Origin of the sequence: Pseudomonas sp. I8001 (assembly GCF_013385345.1) — a bacterium.
In the GTDB taxonomy this organism is placed as follows: Bacteria; Pseudomonadota; Gammaproteobacteria; order Pseudomonadales; family Pseudomonadaceae; genus Aquipseudomonas.
On record NZ_JACAQC010000007.1, the window covers coordinates 14,971 to 33,287 of the forward strand.

Below are 18,317 nucleotides of genomic sequence, written 5' to 3' on the forward strand. Positions count from 1 at the left end.
ATGACGGCCTTCCAAGGGAGTGACCCGCTGCCAGACGCACTTTCCGGTTGCCGGGGTTGGCCGGCAAGGGGCGTTTAACAGAGGGTGAAGAAGGCAAATCGGTACAGGTCCGGCGGGGCCGGTAGAGAAAAGTTAGGCGCGCCAACGCCAACGGGCGTGTGCCTTGACTACTCGCATCAAGAGTTTGCTGATGATCAACACGGGGAGGGTCTCATTCATACGTTCAGGCACAGTAACGTAGCCTCGCCAACGGTGCAATATCGAGCCGCAAATACGGGGGAAACTGCCCGACTGATAATTGGCGTCAAACTTTTCAGAACCCTTCCAAGGGCGCTACAGTCACAGTGCTGACAAAAAAACAAAATCATGGACGGACTCATGACCAAGATGCCCTATTTCACCCCCATCGTCGGCTGCCTCTTGGCGCTGGCATGCTCGCAAGCCTTCGCCGCGCCCTCGCCTTATTCGACGATGGTCGTTTTCGGTGACAGCCTGGCCGACGCCGGTACATTTGCCGACCCTGGCGCACCGGGCTCAACCTATCGCTTCACCAACCGCACCGGCCCGCAATACTTCGACGGCAGCGGCGAAAGCACATCGCTGATCTCCTCGACGTTATTGGGCGGCAAGCTGGGGGTTGCCCCGGGCGACCTGAATGCCTCGACCTCGCCGGAGCGCGCCGCGCTGGGCCAGCCAGACGGCAATAACTGGGCCGTCGGCGGCTACACCACCCAACAGATCTACGATGCCATCACCGGTAACTCCACCGTCACCGACAGCGACACCGGGCAGGTATTGCGTACACGTCCCGGATACCTGGCATCAACGGGGGGCCGAGCCGACCCCAACGCGTTGTACTTTCTCTCCGGCGGCGGCAATGACTTCCTCGACGGCCTGGTCCTCAGCCCCGACCAGGCCTCGGCCGCAGCCGGGCGCCTGGCCGACAGCGCCCAGGCGCTGCAACAGGCTGGCGCCCGTTATGTAATGGTATGGATGCTGCCGGACCTGGGCCTGACACCTGCCGTCAATGGCACCCCACTCCAAGGGGCCGTCAGCACCCTGGCCGGCGCATTCAACCAGACCCTGGTACAGCGCCTGTCGCAAATCGATGCGCAGATCATCCCGCTGAACATTCCGTTGCTGCTCAAGGAAACCTTTGCCGATCCCGGGCGTTTTGGTTTTGCCACCGACCAGAACCTCAACCAGACGTGCTTCAGCGGCACCACCTGCAGGAATCCGGTGTATGGCGTCGGCGGCACCAATCCGGACCCGACCAAGCTGATTTACAACGACACCGTGCACCCGACCGAGGCCGGCCAGGTACTGATCGCCGACTACGCGTATTCACTGCTGGCAGCGCCCTGGGAAATCACCCTGCTTCCGGAAATGGCCCAAGGCACCTTGCGCGCCCATCAGGATTCATTGCGCAACCAATGGCAAGCCGACTCCGGTAGCTGGCAGGCCGTGGGCCAATGGCGGGCGATCGTCGACGCTGGCGGCCAGCACCTGGACTTCGATGATCAGAACAGCTCGGCCAGCGGTGACGGCAGCGGCTATAACCTGAACATCGGTGGCAGCTACAGGCTCAATGACGAGTGGCGCGTGGGTGTGGCAGCAGGCTTCTATCGCCAGAGTCTTGAGGCCGGCGCCAGCGATTCGGACTACAAGCTCAACAGCTACCTGGGCACCGCGTTCGCCCAATATCAGGAAGATCACTGGTGGGCCGACGCCGCATTGACCGGCGGCAAACTGGACTTCGATAACCTCAAGCGCAAGTTCGCCCTGGGCATCAGCGAAGGCACCGAGAAAGGCGACACCGACGGCTGGCTATGGGCATTGAGCGCACGGGTTGGGTATGACATCGCCGAGCCGAACAGCGAGTGGCACTTCTCACCCTTTATCAGCGCTGACTATTCGCGGGTCGAGGTGAATGGTTATTCGGAGAAAGATGCCCGGTCCACCGCGCTGACGTTTGATGACCAACAGCGCGACTCCAAGCGTTTGGGAATCGGATTACAAGCCAACTACCGCTTCACCCCGCAAACCCTGGTGTTTGGCGAAGTGGCCCACGAGCACGAGTTTGAAAACGATACGCAGCGAGTGGGCATGTCCCTCAACAGCGTGCCGGGGATTGATTTCAAACTGGACGGCTACACGCCACGCAGCAATTCGGATCGCTTGAACCTGGGGATTACCCACAAGGTGACCAAGGACCTGGCGTTGAACGCGGCCTATAACGTGAGAAAGGATGACAACTTTACCCAGCAAGGGCTGAGTGTCGGGGTGAGTCTGGATTTCTGACTCGGACTTGAAACTGACAAATACCAAATGTGGGAGCGGGCTTGCTCGCGAAAGCGGTGCGACAGTCACCTTATATATCGACTGATACACCGCCTTCGCGAGCAAGCCCGCTCCCACATTTTTGATCTACGTCTGACTTCAGTCCTGCGGGGTCTGCTCAGCCAACGCCACCGCGCGGAACATCGCCCGGCGCTTGTTCAGCGTCTCTTCCCATTCCAGGGCCGGTACCGAGTCGGCCACAATCCCGCCGCCCGCCTGCACGTGCAGTTCGCCGTCCTTGATCACCGCCGTACGGATCGCGATCGCAGTGTCCATATTGCCGTTCCAGGCGAAATACCCCACCGCGCCGCCATACACACCCCGCTTCACCGGCTCCAGCTCGTCGATGATTTCCATCGCGCGAATCTTCGGCGCGCCCGACAAGGTGCCCGCCGGCAGGATCGCCCGCAGTGCATCCATCGCCGTCAACCCGGCCTTCAGCTCGCCGGTGACGTTGGACACGATGTGCATCACGTTGGAGTAACGCTCGATCACCATCTTCTCGGTGAGCTTCACCGAACCGATTTCCGAGACACGCCCGGTGTCGTTGCGGCCCAGGTCGATCAGCATCAAGTGCTCGGCGATTTCCTTGTCGTCGCTCAACAGGTCCTGTTCCAGCGCCAGGTCGGCCTCTTCGGTCGCACCGCGAGGGCGCGTGCCGGCAATCGGGCGCACGGTGATCAGGTTGTCTTCGACCCGCACCAGCACTTCCGGCGAACTGCCCACGACGTGGAAGTCGCCAAAGTTGAAGAAGTACATGTACGGCGTCGGGTTGAAACAGCGCAGCGCCCGGTACAAATCAATCGGCGCGGCCTTGAAGTCGATGGACATGCGTTGCGACGGCACCACCTGCATGCAGTCACCGGCAAGGATGTATTCCTTGATGGTATCGACCGCACGCTCGTAGTCATCCTGGGTAAAGCTGGAGCGGAACACCGGGTCAGCCGCCGGTGGACGGCTGAGGTCCAGGCCGCGACGCGGGGTGATCGGCTGGCGCAGTTTTTCCAGCAGCGCTTCCAGGCTCGCCTGGCCTTGCTCGAACGCATCGGCCTGGGAAGGATCCGCCAACACGATAGCGTGCATCTTGCCCGCGAGGTTGTCGAACACCACCACCGCGTCGGAAACCATCAGCAGAATGTCCGGCACGCCCAACGGATCGGGGTTCGGGGATTTGCCCAGGCGTTTTTCCACGTAGCGCACGCAGTCGTAGCCGAAGTAACCCACCAGGCCGCCGTTGAAGCGCGGCAGACCGGCGATGGTCGGCACGTTGTAGCGCGCCTTGAATTCCTCGACGAAGGCCAGCGGGTCTTCCACGTCATGGCTTTCGATCTCGACGCCGTCCAGGGTGATGCTCACATGGTGATCATGTACCCGCAGCACCGTGCGGCACGGCAGGCCGATGATCGAATAACGGCCCCATTTCTCACCGCCCTGCACCGACTCCAGCAGATAGGAGTTGGGCTCGTCGGCCAGTTTCAGGTAGATCGACAGCGGGGTGTCGAAGTCGGCCAGGGTTTCGCAGGCCATGGGGATACGGTTGTAGCCGGCAGCGGCCAAACGCAGGAATTCTTCGCGGATCATGAGGTGCCTCGTGGCTTGAGGGTCTAACGGTCAGGTGTGCAAACGTGCCGCAGCGCGGCGAGGATCGGTCAGGCGCGCCAACGCCAGCGGGCCAGGGCCTTGATGACTTTCATCCAGAGTTTGCGAGTGACCACCACGATGGGATTTCCAGAAGGGGATGGAACAGCGTCGGGCAACGTTATCTCAGCGCCCGTTCCCAAGCAACCGGGGATTAACAGGCGCAGGTCATCAATCACCAGCGCCGGGGATTCTTCGGCAATCGGCCGGCCATGGTTGTAGCCGTAACTCAAGGCCACGCACTTGACCCCCGCCGCTTTCGCCGCCAGCACATCACTGCGCGAATCGCCGACAAACAGCGATTGGGACGCCGGGATATTGGCCATTTTCATCACGAAGAACAGCGCGGCCGGGTCGGGCTTCTTCTGCGGCAAGGTATCGCCGCCGATGATCCAGCGGAAATACCGGCCGATCTTCATCTGGTCCAACAGCGGCGCGACGAAACGCTCCGGCTTGTTGGTGATCAGGGCCATTTCCACGCCCTGCTTGTGCAGCCATTTCAGGGTGTCGCGCACGCCGGGATAAACCACGGTCAGTTCGTGGCCGTTTTCGTAGGCCACGTTGAACAGCTCAAGCGCATGCTCGGCTTCCACCTCATCGACACCCTCGGCCTCGATGTTGTTGGCCAAGGCCCGACGCACCAGCATCTGCGCGCCATTGCCGACCCACTCGCGCACCGACTCGATACCCGCCGGCTTGCGCCCCAGCTTGAGCAGCATCTGGTCCACCGCCGCGGCCAGGTCCGGCACTGAATCGATCAACGTACCGTCCAGATCGAACATCACCAGCCGTGGCAGTTTGCCGGGGAACAGTTGCTCAAAGCCACTCATGGACGCGCCAGCGCCAGTTCTGCACGCATCTTGGCGATCACTTCCTGATAGTCCGGGGCATTGAAGATTGCCGAACCGGCCACAAAGGTGTCAGCACCGGCCGCGGCGATTTCGCGGATGTTGTTGACGTTGACGCCACCGTCGATCTCCAGGCGGATATCACGGCCCGACGCATCGATCAGCGCCCGCGCTTCACGCAGCTTGTTGAGGGTGCCGGGGATAAACTTCTGCCCGCCGAAGCCCGGGTTGACGCTCATCAGCAACACCATGTCGACTTTGTCCATCACGTACTCAAGCACGCTCAGCGGAGTGGCCGGGTTGAACACCAGGCCCGCCTTGCAACCGCCCTCGCGGATCAGTTGCAGGGTGCGGTCCACGTGCAACGTAGCTTCCGGGTGGAAGGTGATGTAGGTCGCGCCGGCTTCGATGAAGTCACCGACGATGCGGTCCACCGGGCTGACCATCAAGTGCGCATCGATAGGCGCGGTCACGCCGTATTTACGCAGGGCGGCGCAGACCATCGGACCAATGGTCAGGTTCGGCACATAGTGGTTGTCCATGACATCGAAGTGAACGAAGTCGGCACCGGCGGCCAACACCTTGTCCACTTCCTCGCCCAGGCGGGCGAAGTCGGCGGAGAGAATCGATGGAGCAATGACGAAGGGCTGCATGACGCACCTTTTTGAGCTAAATCACGATGGCGCGCATTGTATACCTCATGCTTTGCCGCGCGCACCGTGACCTCGCTCAATGGTTAATAAGCTGCCCGGTAGATTTTCTCGATATCAGCGGCGCTGAGCTTGCGCGGATTGTTGCGCATCAGCCGCTCGATCCCCGCCGCTTCTACCGCCATGGCCGGGATCGCATCTTCAGGCACACCGAAGCTGCGCAGGCCGGACGGAATCTCGACTGCGGCACACAGTCGCGTCATCGCATCGACGGCCTGGTCGGCGGCATCCACCGCACTCAAACCCGTGATATTCACGCCCATGGCCTCGGCAATCTCCTGCATGCGCTCCACACACGCCAGCTTGTTCCAGTGCATCACGTAGGGCAGCAGCAAGGCATTGCTCACGCCGTGGGCGATGTTGAAGCGCCCGCCCAGTGGATAGGCCAACGCATGCACCGCGCCCACGCCGGCATTCCCGAACGCCATCCCGGCCATCAGACTGGCGGTGGCCATGTCGTCCCGGGCCTCAAGGTTGGCGGGGTTGGCGTAGGCCTTGGGCAACGCCTTGGCAATCAGTTTGATCGCCCCGATGGCCAGTGCATCGGTGATCGGCGAGGCATTCAGCGACAGGTAGGATTCAATGGCGTGCACCAATGCGTCCACCCCACTGGCGGCGGTGACGCTGCGGGGGCAAGTCAGGGTCATCTGCGGGCTGATCAGGGCCACGTCCGGCAGCAGGTAATCACTGACGATGCCTTTTTTCAGTTGCGCGACCTTGTCCGACAGAATCGCCACGTTGGTCACCTCCGAACCGGTGCCGGCGGTGGTGGGAATCGCGATCAGCGGCGGGCCTTTGCGCGGCACCTGGTCCACGCCGAACAGGTCGGCCAGGGCGCCATGGTAACCGGCGTAGGCCGCCACGCTCTTGGCGATATCGATGGCACTGCCGCCGCCGACGCCGATCAGGCCGTCATGCCCGCCTTCGCGGTAGACGCGCATGCAGTCCTCGACGATGGCGATTTCCGGGTCGGGCAGCACGCGGTCGAAAATCTCGTAGGTCCGTTCGCCCAGGTGTTCCAGCGCCAGCGCCACGGTGCCGGACTTGACCAGTGCCGCATCGGTGACAATCAGCGGGTTGTCGACATCCAGCCGCGTCAGCTCGGCGGCCAGTTGCTCGATGGCGCCTGGGCCGGTGAGCAGTTTGTGGGCGATCTTGAATGAGGAAGTACTCATGTGCGCGGCCTCTTATCAGTTATGGGCTGGCACAAGACTAGCTGACTTGGGCTGGTTGTCTTGCATTCAGCTACTGAATAGACACAAACCCAATGTGGGAGCGGGCTTGCTCGCGAAGGCGGTAGGCCAGTCGATATCTCTGTTGACTGACACACCGCCTTCGCGAGCAAGCCCGCTCCCACATTTTGATCTCTGTTTGGCTTTAGACCTGGGCCGTACGCAGTTTCTCGCTGCGCCCGCGCAGCCATTCCAGGGTCAGCAACAGCACCACCGAGAAGGCGATCAGCAAGGTCGCCGCCGCCGCAATCGTCGGGCTGAGGTTTTCACGGATGCCGCTGAACATCTGCCGTGGCAAGGTTGCCTGCTCGGGCCCGGCGAGGAACAGCGTCACTACCACTTCATCGAACGAGGTGGCAAAGGCGAACAGCGCCCCGGAGATCACCCCCGGGGCAATCAACGGCAAGGTCACCCGACGAAACGCCGTCAGCGGTGACGCGCCCAGGCTGGCCGCCGCCCGCACCAGGTTATGGTTGAACCCCTGCAAGGTCGCCGACACGGTGATGATCACAAACGGCACGCCCAGCACCGCGTGCACCACGATCAGCGAGAAGAAGCTGTTGCCCAGGCCCAGCGGCGCGAAGAACAGGTAACTGGCCACACCGATAATCACCACGGGCACTACCATCGGCGAAATCACCAGGGCCATCACCAGCGCCTTGCCGGGAAAGTGCCCCCGGGTCAGACCGATCGCCGCCAGCGTGCCGAACACCATCGCCAGCACTGTAGCCGCCGGAGCCACGATGATGCTGTTCTTCAGGGCGCGCATCCATTCCGCCGAACCGAAGAAATCCTGGTACCAGTGCAGCGAGAAACCTTGCAGCGGGTAGACCAGGAAACTTCCACTGTTGAACGACAGCGGGATGATCACCAGCACCGGCAAGATCAGGAACAACAGGATCAGGCCGCAGAGGATCCGCAAGCTGTAGAACCAGACCCGTTCCACGGGCGACATATAAGGGCTCAGCATCGCAACGGTCTCCTTAGCTCAGGCGCAGGCGGCTGGCGCCCACCAGCCAGTTGTAGATCAGGTACAGCACCACGGTGGCCAGCAGCAACAAGCCGCCCAAGGCCGTGGCCATGCCCCAGTTGATGCTGGTGTTGGTGTAGAAGGCCACGAAGTAGCTGACCATCTGGTCGTTCGGGCTGCCCAGCAAGGCCGGGGTGATGTAGTAGCCGATCGCCAAAATGAACACCAACAAGCAGCCGGCACCAACGCCTGCGTAGGTCTGCGGGAAGTACACGCGCCAGAAGCTGGCGAATGGGTGGCAGCCCAGGGAGATTGCCGCCCGCATGTAGGTGGGCGAGATGCCTTTCATCACGCTGTAGATCGGCAAGATCATGAAGGGCAGCAGGATGTGCACCATGGAGATGTAGACCCCCAGCCGGTTGAACACCAACTCGACGGGTTTATCGATCAGCCCCATGCCCATCAGCGCGCTGTTGATCAAGCCGCCGGACTGCAGCAACACGATCCAGGCCGCCACGCGCACCAGCACCGAGGTCCAGAACGGCAGCAGCACCAGGATCATCAGCAAATTGCTTTGCCGCGCCGGCAAGTTGGCCAGCAGGTAAGCCAACGGATAGGCCAGCAGCAGGCAGCACACGGTGATGACCAGGCCCATCCAGAACGTACGGGCGAAGATATCGAGGTAGATCGCCTGGTCCGGGGTGGCCGGGGCGATTTCGCCGAGGTCGTCGATGCGGTGATCGACGGCGGCCAGCAAGTAGTATGGCGTGAGGCTGCTGGTGTTGCGCCGGATCGCCTGCCAGTACGCCGGGTCGCCCCAGCGTTCGTCGAGGTTTTCCAGCGCTTCTTTATAGGAGGCAGGCGCTTCGGTGAACGGCAGCGCCCGCGCGGTTTTCGTCAGCAGGCTGCGATAGCCCGCCAGCTCCATGTTCAAGCGTTTGGAGAGGTCGCCCAGGGTCGAGTTTTTCCGGGCTTCGCCCAGGTCCTCGCTGATGGCCTGGTACACCGGCTCGCCAGGCAAGCCACGACCGTCCCAGGCCGTCACCGCCACCACCGTGCGCGGCAGGCCGCCCACCACTTCCGGGTTGCCGACGCTTTTGTAGAGCAGCGCCACAATCGGTACCAGGAACACCAGCAGCAAAAACACCACCAATGGCGCGATCAGGGCCTGGGCCTTCCAGCGGTTGAGCCGCTCGGCACGCGCCAGGCGCTGTTTCAGGGTGGGGCTGGGAATGGCGAGGGCCATGGCGAACTCCGGGTTCTTAAACATGAATGCAAAACGTGGGTGTGGCGCTTGTCCTGTGGCGAGGGAGCTTGCTCCCGCTGGGGCGCGAAGCGGCCCCCAAAGATGGGACTGCTGCGCAGTCCAGCGGGAGCAAGCTCCCTCGCCACAAGGTGGGTGTCACATCAGCGACCGGGTTACTTGGCCGCCCACGCGTTAAAGCGCTGCTCCAATTGCTCACCGTTATCCGCCCAGAAGCTCACGTCGATCTGCACCTGATTGGCGATGTTTTCCGGGGTAGTCGGCATGTCTTTCAGGATGTCCTTCGCCAGCAACGGTACCGCCTGGGTATTGGCCGGGCCGTAGGCGATGTTTTCCGAATAGGTCTTCTGCTGCTGCGGCTGCACCGAGAAGGCGATGAACTTCTTCGCCGCGTCAGCACGGTCCTTGGCCAGGCCTTTTGGAATGGCCCAGGCGTCGAAATCGTAGATCCCGCCGTTCCACACCACTTTCAAATTGCTTTCTTTCTGCACGGCAGCGATCCGGCCGTTGTAGGCAGAACTCATCACCACATCGCCAGAAGCGAGGTACTGCGGCGGTTGGGCGCCCGCTTCCCACCACTGGATATACGGCTTGAGCTCATCGAGCTTCTTGAACGCACGGTCCTGGCCATCTTTGCCGGCCAGCACCTTGTACACATCCTTCGGCGCCACACCGTCAGCCATCAAGGCGAATTCCAGGGTGTACTTGGCGCCCTTGCGCAGGCCGCGTTTGCCCGGGAATTTCTTGGTGTCCCAGAAATCGGCCCAGCCGCCTGGCGGTGCTTTCAGTTTGTCGGCGTTGTAGGCCAGCACCGTGGACCACACGAAGAAACCCACGCCGCACGGCTGGATCGCGCCCTTCACGTAGTCGCCCGGGTTGCCGAACAGTTTCGGGTCCAGGGGCTCGAACATGTCTTCGTCACAGCCACGGGACAGTTCCGGCGACTCCACTTCCACCAGGTCCCAGGACACGCTCTTGGTGTCGACCATGGCCTTGACCTTGGCCATTTCACCGTTGTATTCACCGGCGACGATCTTGCCGTTGCCCGCGCTTTCCCACGGTGCATAGAAGGCCTTGACCTGCGCCGCCTTGTTCGCGCCACCAAAGGACACCACCGTCAAATCAGGGCCTGCCATGGCCTGTGTCGCGCCCATCAAGCTCAGAGCCAGGGCGGAATATTTCAGGGATCTCAACATTGTTGTTCTCTCCACGTGCGAGGTTGGTGAAGCAAGGGGGCGATCAATTCGCCTCTAGAAGTGGGTCGAGTGCGCGAACGTGCTCGACTTGCCAGCCAATCGGTACCACGTCGCCGACCGCCAGGGCTGTGTCCAGCTCGGCGATCGGTTGTTTCACAAAAAAATCGGTCTTGCCGCAGACTTCCAGGCGCACCCGCACGTGGTCGCCCAGGTAGATGAACTCGGCCACGCGCCCGGAGAATCGGTTGACGCAGCTTTCACTGGAGCCATTCAGGCTGACGCGCTCGGGGCGCACCGACAAGGTCACCGGGCCGCCGACCTGGCCGACGTTCACCGCCAGCGCCTCGACCTTTTCGCCGCGCGCCAGTTCGACCACGCAGCGGTCGCCGGTGTGGCTGTGCAGGCGGCCATTGAGGCGGTTGTTCTCGCCGATGAAGTTGGCGACGAAGGTGTTTTTCGGTTCTTCGTACAAGGTGCGCGGGGCAGCGATCTGCTGGATCTCGCCCTGATGGAACACCGCCACCCGGTCGGACATGGTCAGTGCTTCGCCCTGGTCGTGGGTCACGTACACCACCGTCACGCCGAGGCGCTGGTGCAGGTGCTTGATCTCCATCTGCATGTGTTCGCGCAGTTGCTTGTCGAGGGCGCCGAGGGGTTCGTCCATCAGCACCAGCTGTGGCTCGAACACCAGCGCCCGGGCCAGGGCCACCCGCTGCTGCTGGCCACCGGAGAGTTGCGCCGGGTAGCGCTGGGCGAAGGCATCGAGCTGGACCATGCTCAGTACACGCTTGACCCGCTCGCTGATGTCGGTCTTGCTCAGGCCGCGTACAGAGAGCGGAAACGCCAGGTTCTCGGAGACGGTCATGTGCGGGAACAGCGCGTAGTTCTGGAACACCATGCCGATGTCGCGCTTGTGGGGCGGCACGTTGTTGATGGAGCGGCCGGCCAGCTGGATCTCGCCGGCGGTGGGGGTTTCAAAACCGGCGAGCATCATCAGGCTGGTGGTCTTGCCAGACCCGGACGGCCCGAGCAGGGTCAGGAACTCGCCCTTGCGAATCTCCAGGTTGAGGTCTTTGACGATCAGGTTCTCGCCGTCGTAGCTCTTCTGCACGCCACGAAAGCTGACCAGCACATCATTTGAATCCACCTCGCTCATACCCGCACCTTTTTGTTTTGGACTGCCGTGGAACAAGCGTAGTCCCAGGGCAAGGCCGCGCAAATCGGGGGCCCGGAGAGATTGGCATCAGCAGGATGGAAGGTTTGGGGTAGGGATTGCCCTACACGGATGGCGGGGATAGAACAGAGCAGTTACAAACCCCACGCTACGAGCAGCAAGACCGGGCTGCGCGACGCTCGGCAGGTAGTCGCAAACAGGTATGCCGCTATAGGAGTTTGTGCTCCATGGCGTACTTCACCAGTTCCGCCAGGGAGGTGATATTGAGCTTTTGCATCAGGCGCGCCTTGTGGGTACTGATGGTTTTGCTGCTCAACGCCAACTGCTGGGCGATGTCGTTGACGTTGGCGCCCTGGGCCAGGCGCTCGAATACCGAGAACTCGCGCTCCGACAACAACGAGTGCAATGGGCGGGAATCGGTGAGGCCGACTTCGAAGACCATGCGGTCGGCCAGGTCCGGGTCGATGTACCGCCCGCCCGCCGCGACCTTGCGGATCGCGGTCAGCAGCAGCGCCGGGTCACTGTCCTTGGTGGCATAGCCGGCGGCACCGACCTTCAGCGCACGGGCGGCCATTTGCGCTTCGTCGTGCATCGACAGCACCAGGATCGCCGGGGGATTGTTCAGCGCACGGATCCGCGGGATGGCTTCCAGGCCGTTGACGCCAGGCATCGAGATGTCCAGCAACACCACCTCGCAGGGCACGTGGCGCAGGGTCTCCAGCAACTGCTCGCCATTGCTCGCCTCGCCCACCACCAGCAGGTCCTTGGCCAGGCCGATCAGTTGCTTGATGCCTTCGCGAACGATGGTGTGGTCTTCAGCTACCAGTACACGGATCACTGTGGATGTCCTCTTCTTTTGGTTATCAATCCAGCGGCACCGTCACACTCAGGGTGGTGCCTTCGCCCAATGCGCTGTCCAGGCTCAACTGCCCGCCCATGATCAGCACCCGCTCGCGCATGCCCACCAGGCCAAACGATACCGGGCGCCCGGGAGCCTGGACGAAACCTGCACCGTCGTCGCTGATGGTCAGGCGCAAGTGCGCGCCCTCCACCACCAGCGTCAGCTCGACAGTATGCGCCTGGGCATGGCGCATCACATTGGTCAGTGCCTCTTGCAGGATGCGGAACAGGCCGATGGCCTTGGCGTCGCTCAGCGCCGGCAGATTATCCGGCACCTGCACCAGGCACGGAATCTGCGTGCGGGCCTCGAAACGCCGGGCCTGCCATTCAATCGCCGAGGCAATCCCGGCATCGAGAATCGGCGGACGCAAGGCGGTGGCCACATCGCGCACCAGTTGGAACAGTTGGGCGATCAGGCGCTTCATGCTGTTCAGCCGCTCGTGCAGGCCAGGATCCAGTTGCGCGTAGGTCAGCTCGCACATCGAGGTTTCCAGCTTGAGCACGGTGAGCATCTGTCCCAACTCGTCGTGCACTTCCCGGGCGATGCGGGCCTTCTCTTCCTCGCGCACGGTTTCCAGGTGGGCCGACAATTCCCGCAATTGCGCGCGGGAGGCGTCCAGCTCCAGCTCGATGCGCTTGCTCTCGCTGATGTCCCAGACAATTCCGTCCCAAACCACGGCGCCGTCTTCCAGGCGCCGGGTCACGGCCTTGATATCGGCCCAGCGCTGCTCGCCCAGGCGGGTCAGGATGCGGCCCTGCCAGGCCCAGTTGCTCTCCGTCTCGATGGCCTGGTCCTGGGTGCGGTGATAACTGGCGCGGTCGTCGGGATGCACCAGGCTGCGAATGCCCATGGCCGGATGGCTGAGCACTTCCGGCGCGTAACCCACCAGGCCCTCGCTGCCCTGGCTGATGTAGGCAAACTCGATCGCCTCGCTGCGCGGCAAGCGCTCCAGGCGAAACACCAGCCCCGGCACATTGGCGGCGATCCCTTGCAGCCGCGCCTCACTTTCCTGCAAGGCCGCGAGGGCCCGGCGACGCTCGGTGACATCGTTGAGGTAGACCACCAGGTATTCGCCGTCGGCAAAGCGCAGGAAACTCAGGGACACATCGGCTGGCAATACGCTGCCATCGGCGCGCAGGCAATTGGTGGCAAAACTCTGTGGCCCGTCTTCGCTGGCCCGGGCGCGCTTCCACAGGTTGAGCCAGCGGTCCATGGTCAGCGTCGGGTCGAATTCGATCAGCGGGCGTTCGATCAGGGCGCCGGGGGCGTAGCCGAGCATGGTTTCCGCCGCCTGATTGGCGTAGCGCACATGGCTGTCCCAATTGACCCAGAGGATACCGACGGTGCTTTGGTCGATGGAGAACTGGGTCAGGCGCAAGGCTTCGGCACCGGCGGCGCGGGCGGCGCTTTCTTCGCGGGCGGCCAGCAGATTATGCTCCAGGCCGCGTTGCTGGCGGCGCTGCCAGAACACCAGGGCCAGGCTGGCGAGCAATAGCAGGCCCAGCAGCAACGTGAGGTTTTGCCAGAAGCCGGGGGACTCGGTCACCCGTGGGTATTTGGGCTGCAGCCAGCGGCTGTGCAACTGGTCCAGATCACGAGCGGGAATCGCGCGCAAGGCGCTTTGCATGATATCAGCCAGCTCGGGCCAGTCGCGCCGCGTGGCCACCCGCAGCAATTGCGGCAGGCCAATATCGCCGACCACGGCAAGGCCGGCGAACTCGGTTTCGCCCGACAACCGGCTCAATTGCGCCTCATCCACCACCGCATACCGCGCCTGCTGGCTCACCAGCAATTGCAGGGCCTGGCGCTCCATGGGCACGCCTTGCAGGTTGAGACTCGGGTAGGTGCTGCGCAGGTAATCCGCCACTGCGCTGGGCATGCGCACGGCGACGCGGGATTGGTCGTCGAGTTTCTCCAGGTCGACTGCGGTGCTGCCATCGCGAACCCCGACGATGTGCTGGGGAACGCGCATATACGGATCGGAGAATAACCACAGGCGCAGGCCGGCCGGGGTTTGCAGCAGGCCGGGGGCGAGGTCGACCTCGCCGTCACGCACCGCCGCCTCCAGTTGCTCCTGATTGGGAAAGTTGCGCCAGGTCAGTTCGATATTCAGCGCCTTGGCCAGCCACTGCATCAATTCGACGTTGGCCCCGGACAGCCGCTGCAAGCGCCGATCGTATTGGGCATAAGGCGCCTGTAACACCAGCCCGACCCGCAGGTCGGGATGCTGTTCGAGCCATTCGCGCTGGCCGGCATCGAGCTGCGCCTGGTGAGTGGCAGGCGCAGGCACGGCGCCCGCAATCAAGGGAAAGCATATACAGCCGATAACCAGCAGGTAGCGAAAACCCATGATCCACGTCTCATATCACTGACAAATACTGACCAACCCATTAGGCTGCCGGAATCACTTCTGGCCGGAAATCAACGATGCCACTTTCCCACCGCTCGGCACTGCCAGCATTGTGCCTGTCGCTGCTGTTTACCAGCGCCTTTTGTGTCGAGGCCGCCGACACTCCCGCTCCCGCCCCGGAAAAGCCAGTGGTGCGCCAGCCCTTGCCGGAGCGCAGCCAGGAAGAAGCCAACGCCCTGGAACGACAAATCCCGCAGCAGGAACAACAACAGTTGCAGGCGGGCAGCGATTCTTTCCTGGCTTTGTGGAAGCCGGCCAACAGCGGTGAGCCTGAAGGCGTGGTGATTATCGTCCCGGGCAACGGCGAAAGTGCTGACTGGCCTCAAGCAATCGCGCCGTTGCGCAAGAAATTGCCGGACGCCTCCTGGGGCACCCTGAGCTTGTCGCTGCCGGACCTGACCCTGGATACCTTGCCACCCCGCGTCATCGAATCGCCCAAGGCGACCGTGGAGACCAGCAGCAAAGACGCCAGCACCGTCGCCAAACCCGTGGAGCAAGCCGCCAGCGCCGAAGCGGAAGGCACTGACCCGGCCGTGGTTCCCGGCACCGATGAACAAGACAAGACCGACGCCACGCGAATCTTCGCGCGCATTGACGCCGCCCTCGCCTTCGCCCAGACCCAGAATGCCCGCAGCATTGTGTTGCTCGGCCACGGCACCGGCGCCTGGTGGGCCGCGCGTTACCTGAGTGAAAAACAACCGGCGCAGGTGCAGAAATTTGTCATGGTGGCCGCGCAGACCCCGGCGGGCCGTGCCCCGGACCTGCAACAACTGGCACCGAAACTGAAGCTGGCCACGGCAGATTTTTTCTACCAGGACAACGCCCAGGCACGCAAAGCGGCCCAGGAACGTTCCCAGGCCAGCAAGCGTTTGAAGAATGACAGCTACAAGCAGGTGTCGTTGAAGGCCCTCCCCGATAACAGCCAGGCAGGGCAAGAGCAGCTGTACCGGCGGATTCGCGGGTGGCTGAGCCCGCAAAATCCCGGGGACTGATCGTAAATCTCAAAAACACTGGAGAGTAAAATGTGGGAGCGGGCTTGCTCGCGAATGCGGTGAGTCAGTCACTGCATCTGTTACTGATCCACCGCATTCGCGAGCAAGTCGAATCGTCGCACCGCCACTCCCACAGTTGATCCGGTTTACGCCATAAAAAAGCAGCGCCTGATGATTCTGTTAGCGAAAGTCTCGCCTTTCGCGAATCAGCGCGTAGGCGTTGTGCAGCTCGCGGGTACGTTCGGTCGCCTCCCGCACCTGGGCTGGACTGGCGCCACTGCCGGCAATCTTGTCCGGGTGGTGCCGGCTCAGCAGGCGCCGGTAAGCGCGCTTGATCACCGAAGGTTCGGTGGTCGACGTCACCCCCAGAATCCGCAACGCCTCCTGATAAGCCCCGCCACGATTGGCCAACGGCTTGCGCTCCGGCTCATAGTCAGCCGCCAGCGCCTGGATCTGCTGGACCGTCCAACCCAGCCATTTGCCCCATTGTTCAATCAACTCGCGCTCGGCCGTACTGGCCTTGCCGTCCGCCCAGGCCATGCGCCAACAGGCACGCAGCACACCTTCCGCCGCATGGGGCTGGGCCTTGAGCACGCCCATGTAACTGCGTACACGGTCCGAGCCGGACTTGCCGCGATTGAACGCGGCAATCGCACGGCGCTGGGCCGGCTCGGCCATGTCCAGCGAGCGCATTTCCTGGCGCGCCTGCTGGATATGCCCGTCCACCACCCGGCCGTTGCTCTTGGCCAGGCGACCGAGCAACACGAACAGCAGTTCGTCATTGCGCAACGCCGGCCGGCCGCCAAGGCGCTCGCGTAACTGGGCCCAGCTTTGCAGTTCCAGGCGCCGGTCCAGCGCCTGGCCCAGCAGTGCGCCCAACATGGCCCCCGGAATGCTGGCAATGGCAAAGCCCGCCCCGGCTCCGATCAGAGTCCCTGGCCACAACATCCTAGTGCCCCGCTGTCAGCAGGGTTTCGACTTGCGCCAGACGCTCCAGCGTCCCGACATCGATCCAGCGTCCGTTCATGTGTTCCCCCGTCACCAACCCTTTCGCCATGGCGTCACGCAACAGCGGCGCCAGCTTGAAGGCACCCGCACTGCAACCCGCGAACAGCTGGGGGTGGAGTACGGAAATGCCACTGAAGGTCAGGTTATCGGCACCGGCGGCGGCATCATGAAGCGCGCCGTCCTTCAGGTAGAAATCACCACCGGACGGATGGTGCGGCGGGTTGTCGACCATCACCAGGTGGGCCAGCCCATCCAGTGGCTGGTGGAGGCTGGCGAAGTCGTAGTCGGTCCAGATGTCGCCATTGACCACCAGGAACGGTTCGTCCCCCAACAGCGGCAAGGCCTTGAAGATCCCGCCACCGGTTTCCAGCGGCTCGCCTTCGGCCGAGTACTGGATGCGTAAGCCGTACTGCGAGCCATCGCCCAGATAGCCTTCGATCTGCTGGCCGAGCCACGCATGGTTGATGACGATATCGGTAAAGCCCGCTTTCGCCAGCGCCTCGAGGTGGTACTCGATCAGGCGCTTGCCGCCGGCCTGGATCAGCGGCTTGGGCGTGTGCAAGGTCAGCGGGCGCATCCGCTCACCTTTGCCGGCGGCCAGGATCATGGCCTTCATACCACCACCTCGACGCGCAGGCTCGCCAACAGTTCACCCAGTTCGCTCAATTCTGGCCGGTCCGCGAGCACCGCCTCTATATAAGCAAAGAAGCGCGGCACGTCCGCCAGGTAGCGCGGCTTGCCATCGCGGTGGCAGATGCGCGCAAAGATGCCGATCACCTTGAGGTGACGCTGCACGCCCATCAGGTCGCTGGCCCGCAGGAACTCCTCGAAGTCCGCCTGCACCGGGATACCCAGCGCGCCGGCGCGTTGCCAGTAACCGCGCTGCCATTCCCGCACGCGGGCCTGCGGCCAACTGAGGAAGGCGTCCTTGAACAGGCACGTGATGTCGTAGGTCACCGGGCCGTAGACCGCGTCCTGGAAGTCCAGCACGCCGGGATTCGGCTCGCTGATCATCAGGTTGCGTGGCATATAGTCGCGATGCACCAGGACCTTGGGCTGGGCCAGGGCGCTGTCGATCAGGTATTCGCTGACGCGTTGCCACAGGCCAAGCTGCCGGGCGTCAAACTCGATGCCCAGCTCCCGGCGAACGTACCATTCAGGAAACAATTCCAGCTCCCGACGTAACAGCGCGACGTCATAACTGGGCAACGGGGCTTCCATCGGCAATTGCTGGAAAGCCAACAATGCGTCGATGGCATCGGCGAACAATTGATCGGCATTTTCAGCCGTAATCACGTCCAGATAAGTTTTTTTCCCCAGGTCGTTCAGCAAAAGAAAGCCGCGAAGCAGATCTTGCGCATAAATTTTCGGAACATTTATTCCCGATTGACCGAGTAAATGAGCGATATCGACGAAAGGTTTGCAGTTTTCCTGGGGGGGTGGAGCGTCCATCACGACAAAACTGCGACCTCCTCCCTCCCACCGGAAGTAACGCCTGAAACTCGCGTCACTGCTGGCCGCAGTCAACGTGGCCGGGGGTACGACACCCCAGCCCTGGGTGGTAAAGAGGCCTGGCAATTGCTCATCAAGCCAGACTTTCAGCTGTTGCAAACGTAGATCTTGGTCGGGCATTA

At 62.5% G+C, this 18,317-nt stretch carries 15 protein-coding genes; 2 read left to right on the plus strand and 13 right to left on the minus strand.

Features of this window, described 5'->3' with window-relative positions; genetic code table 11:
* The first annotated feature begins 378 nt into the window (after positions 1-378).
* Entirely contained in the window at positions 379-2,301 is a 1,923-nt protein-coding gene (gene estP, locus HX839_RS04600) for an esterase EstP (RefSeq protein WP_177066794.1), read from the plus strand.
* A 138-nt stretch (positions 2,302-2,439) separates the two neighbouring features.
* Here the strand turns inward: estP and trpE are convergent, their stop codons facing one another.
* From trpE to HX839_RS04650, 10 genes are all read right to left on the minus strand, one after another.
* A complete protein-coding gene (gene trpE, locus HX839_RS04605) occupies positions 2,440-3,921 on the minus strand; it encodes an anthranilate synthase component I (protein ID WP_003210962.1) in 1,482 nt (493 codons plus the stop codon).
* 68 nt (positions 3,922-3,989) lie between these two features.
* The gene (locus HX839_RS04610) at positions 3,990-4,808 is read right to left on the minus strand and encodes a phosphoglycolate phosphatase (protein WP_063026787.1); all 819 of its coding nucleotides are present in this window, start codon (positions 4,806-4,808) and stop codon (positions 3,990-3,992) included.
* Positions 4,805-5,479, minus strand: a complete 675-nt coding sequence (rpe, locus tag HX839_RS04615) for a ribulose-phosphate 3-epimerase (RefSeq protein WP_003210966.1) — start codon at positions 5,477-5,479, stop codon at positions 4,805-4,807. Before rpe ends, HX839_RS04610 begins: the two co-directional genes overlap by 4 nt.
* Positions 5,480-5,562: 83 nt before the next feature.
* A complete protein-coding gene (locus HX839_RS04620; RefSeq protein WP_003210968.1) occupies positions 5,563-6,711 on the minus strand; it encodes an iron-containing alcohol dehydrogenase in 1,149 nt (382 codons plus the stop codon).
* A 202-nt stretch (positions 6,712-6,913) separates the two neighbouring features.
* The gene (locus tag HX839_RS04625; protein WP_003210970.1) at positions 6,914-7,738 is read right to left on the minus strand and encodes an ABC transporter permease; all 825 of its coding nucleotides are present in this window, start codon (positions 7,736-7,738) and stop codon (positions 6,914-6,916) included.
* Positions 7,739-7,751: 13 nt separating this feature from the next.
* The gene (locus HX839_RS04630; RefSeq protein WP_003210972.1) at positions 7,752-8,984 is read right to left on the minus strand and encodes an ABC transporter permease; all 1,233 of its coding nucleotides are present in this window, start codon (positions 8,982-8,984) and stop codon (positions 7,752-7,754) included.
* Between the two features lie 173 nt (positions 8,985-9,157).
* A complete protein-coding gene (locus HX839_RS04635; RefSeq protein ID WP_010167251.1) occupies positions 9,158-10,198 on the minus strand; it encodes an ABC transporter substrate-binding protein in 1,041 nt (346 codons plus the stop codon).
* Between the two features lie 43 nt (positions 10,199-10,241).
* Entirely contained in the window at positions 10,242-11,354 is a 1,113-nt protein-coding gene (locus HX839_RS04640; protein ID WP_003210974.1) for an ABC transporter ATP-binding protein, read from the minus strand.
* A gap of 226 nt (positions 11,355-11,580) precedes the next feature.
* A complete protein-coding gene (locus tag HX839_RS04645) occupies positions 11,581-12,210 on the minus strand; it encodes a response regulator transcription factor (RefSeq protein WP_003210977.1) in 630 nt (209 codons plus the stop codon).
* Positions 12,211-12,235: 25 nt separating this feature from the next.
* Positions 12,236-14,623, minus strand: a complete 2,388-nt coding sequence (locus tag HX839_RS04650; RefSeq protein ID WP_177022280.1) for a PAS domain S-box protein — start codon at positions 14,621-14,623, stop codon at positions 12,236-12,238.
* A 77-nt stretch (positions 14,624-14,700) separates the two neighbouring features.
* On the opposite strand from HX839_RS04650, the gene HX839_RS04655 reads away from it, so the two are divergent.
* Entirely contained in the window at positions 14,701-15,675 is a 975-nt protein-coding gene (locus HX839_RS04655; protein ID WP_177066795.1) for an alpha/beta hydrolase family protein, read from the plus strand.
* 180 nt (positions 15,676-15,855) lie between these two features.
* Here the strand turns inward: HX839_RS04655 and HX839_RS04660 are convergent, their stop codons facing one another.
* The 3 genes from HX839_RS04660 to HX839_RS04670 are packed head-to-tail and all read right to left on the minus strand — an operon-like array spanning position 15,856 to position 18,315.
* Positions 15,856-16,623: a TerB family tellurite resistance protein gene (locus tag HX839_RS04660; RefSeq protein ID WP_177066796.1), complete on the minus strand. Its 768-nt coding sequence runs from the start codon at positions 16,621-16,623 to the stop codon at positions 15,856-15,858.
* Position 16,624: 1 nt separating this feature from the next.
* Positions 16,625-17,299: an N-acetylmuramate alpha-1-phosphate uridylyltransferase MurU gene (murU, locus tag HX839_RS04665; RefSeq protein WP_177066797.1), complete on the minus strand. Its 675-nt coding sequence runs from the start codon at positions 17,297-17,299 to the stop codon at positions 16,625-16,627.
* A complete protein-coding gene (locus tag HX839_RS04670) occupies positions 17,296-18,315 on the minus strand; it encodes an aminoglycoside phosphotransferase family protein (protein WP_177066798.1) in 1,020 nt (339 codons plus the stop codon). Before HX839_RS04670 ends, murU begins: the two co-directional genes overlap by 4 nt.
* Positions 18,316-18,317: the final 2 nt, after the last annotated feature.

Bases quoted from the DNA above. Each gene is read 5' to 3' on its own strand.
- estP (WP_177066794.1), top strand. From the start codon at position 379: ATGACCAAGATGCCCTATTTCACCCCCATCGTCGGCTGCCTCTTGGCG.
- HX839_RS04655 (WP_177066795.1), top strand. From the start codon at position 14,701: ATGCCACTTTCCCACCGCTCGGCACTGCCAGCATTGTGCCTGTCGCTG.
- HX839_RS04670 (WP_177066798.1), bottom strand. From the start codon at position 18,315: ATGCCCGACCAAGATCTACGTTTGCAACAGCTGAAAGTCTGGCTTGAT.
- HX839_RS04650 (WP_177022280.1), bottom strand. From the start codon at position 14,623: ATGGGTTTTCGCTACCTGCTGGTTATCGGCTGTATATGCTTTCCCTTG.
- trpE (WP_003210962.1), bottom strand. From the start codon at position 3,921: ATGATCCGCGAAGAATTCCTGCGTTTGGCCGCTGCCGGCTACAACCGT.
- HX839_RS04660 (WP_177066796.1), bottom strand. From the start codon at position 16,623: ATGTTGTGGCCAGGGACTCTGATCGGAGCCGGGGCGGGCTTTGCCATT.
- HX839_RS04635 (WP_010167251.1), bottom strand. From the start codon at position 10,198: ATGTTGAGATCCCTGAAATATTCCGCCCTGGCTCTGAGCTTGATGGGC.
- rpe (WP_003210966.1), bottom strand. From the start codon at position 5,479: ATGCAGCCCTTCGTCATTGCTCCATCGATTCTCTCCGCCGACTTCGCC.
- murU (WP_177066797.1), bottom strand. From the start codon at position 17,299: ATGAAGGCCATGATCCTGGCCGCCGGCAAAGGTGAGCGGATGCGCCCG.
- HX839_RS04620 (WP_003210968.1), bottom strand. From the start codon at position 6,711: ATGAGTACTTCCTCATTCAAGATCGCCCACAAACTGCTCACCGGCCCA.
- HX839_RS04610 (WP_063026787.1), bottom strand. From the start codon at position 4,808: ATGAGTGGCTTTGAGCAACTGTTCCCCGGCAAACTGCCACGGCTGGTG.
- HX839_RS04630 (WP_003210972.1), bottom strand. From the start codon at position 8,984: ATGGCCCTCGCCATTCCCAGCCCCACCCTGAAACAGCGCCTGGCGCGT.
- HX839_RS04640 (WP_003210974.1), bottom strand. From the start codon at position 11,354: ATGAGCGAGGTGGATTCAAATGATGTGCTGGTCAGCTTTCGTGGCGTG.
- HX839_RS04625 (WP_003210970.1), bottom strand. From the start codon at position 7,738: ATGCTGAGCCCTTATATGTCGCCCGTGGAACGGGTCTGGTTCTACAGC.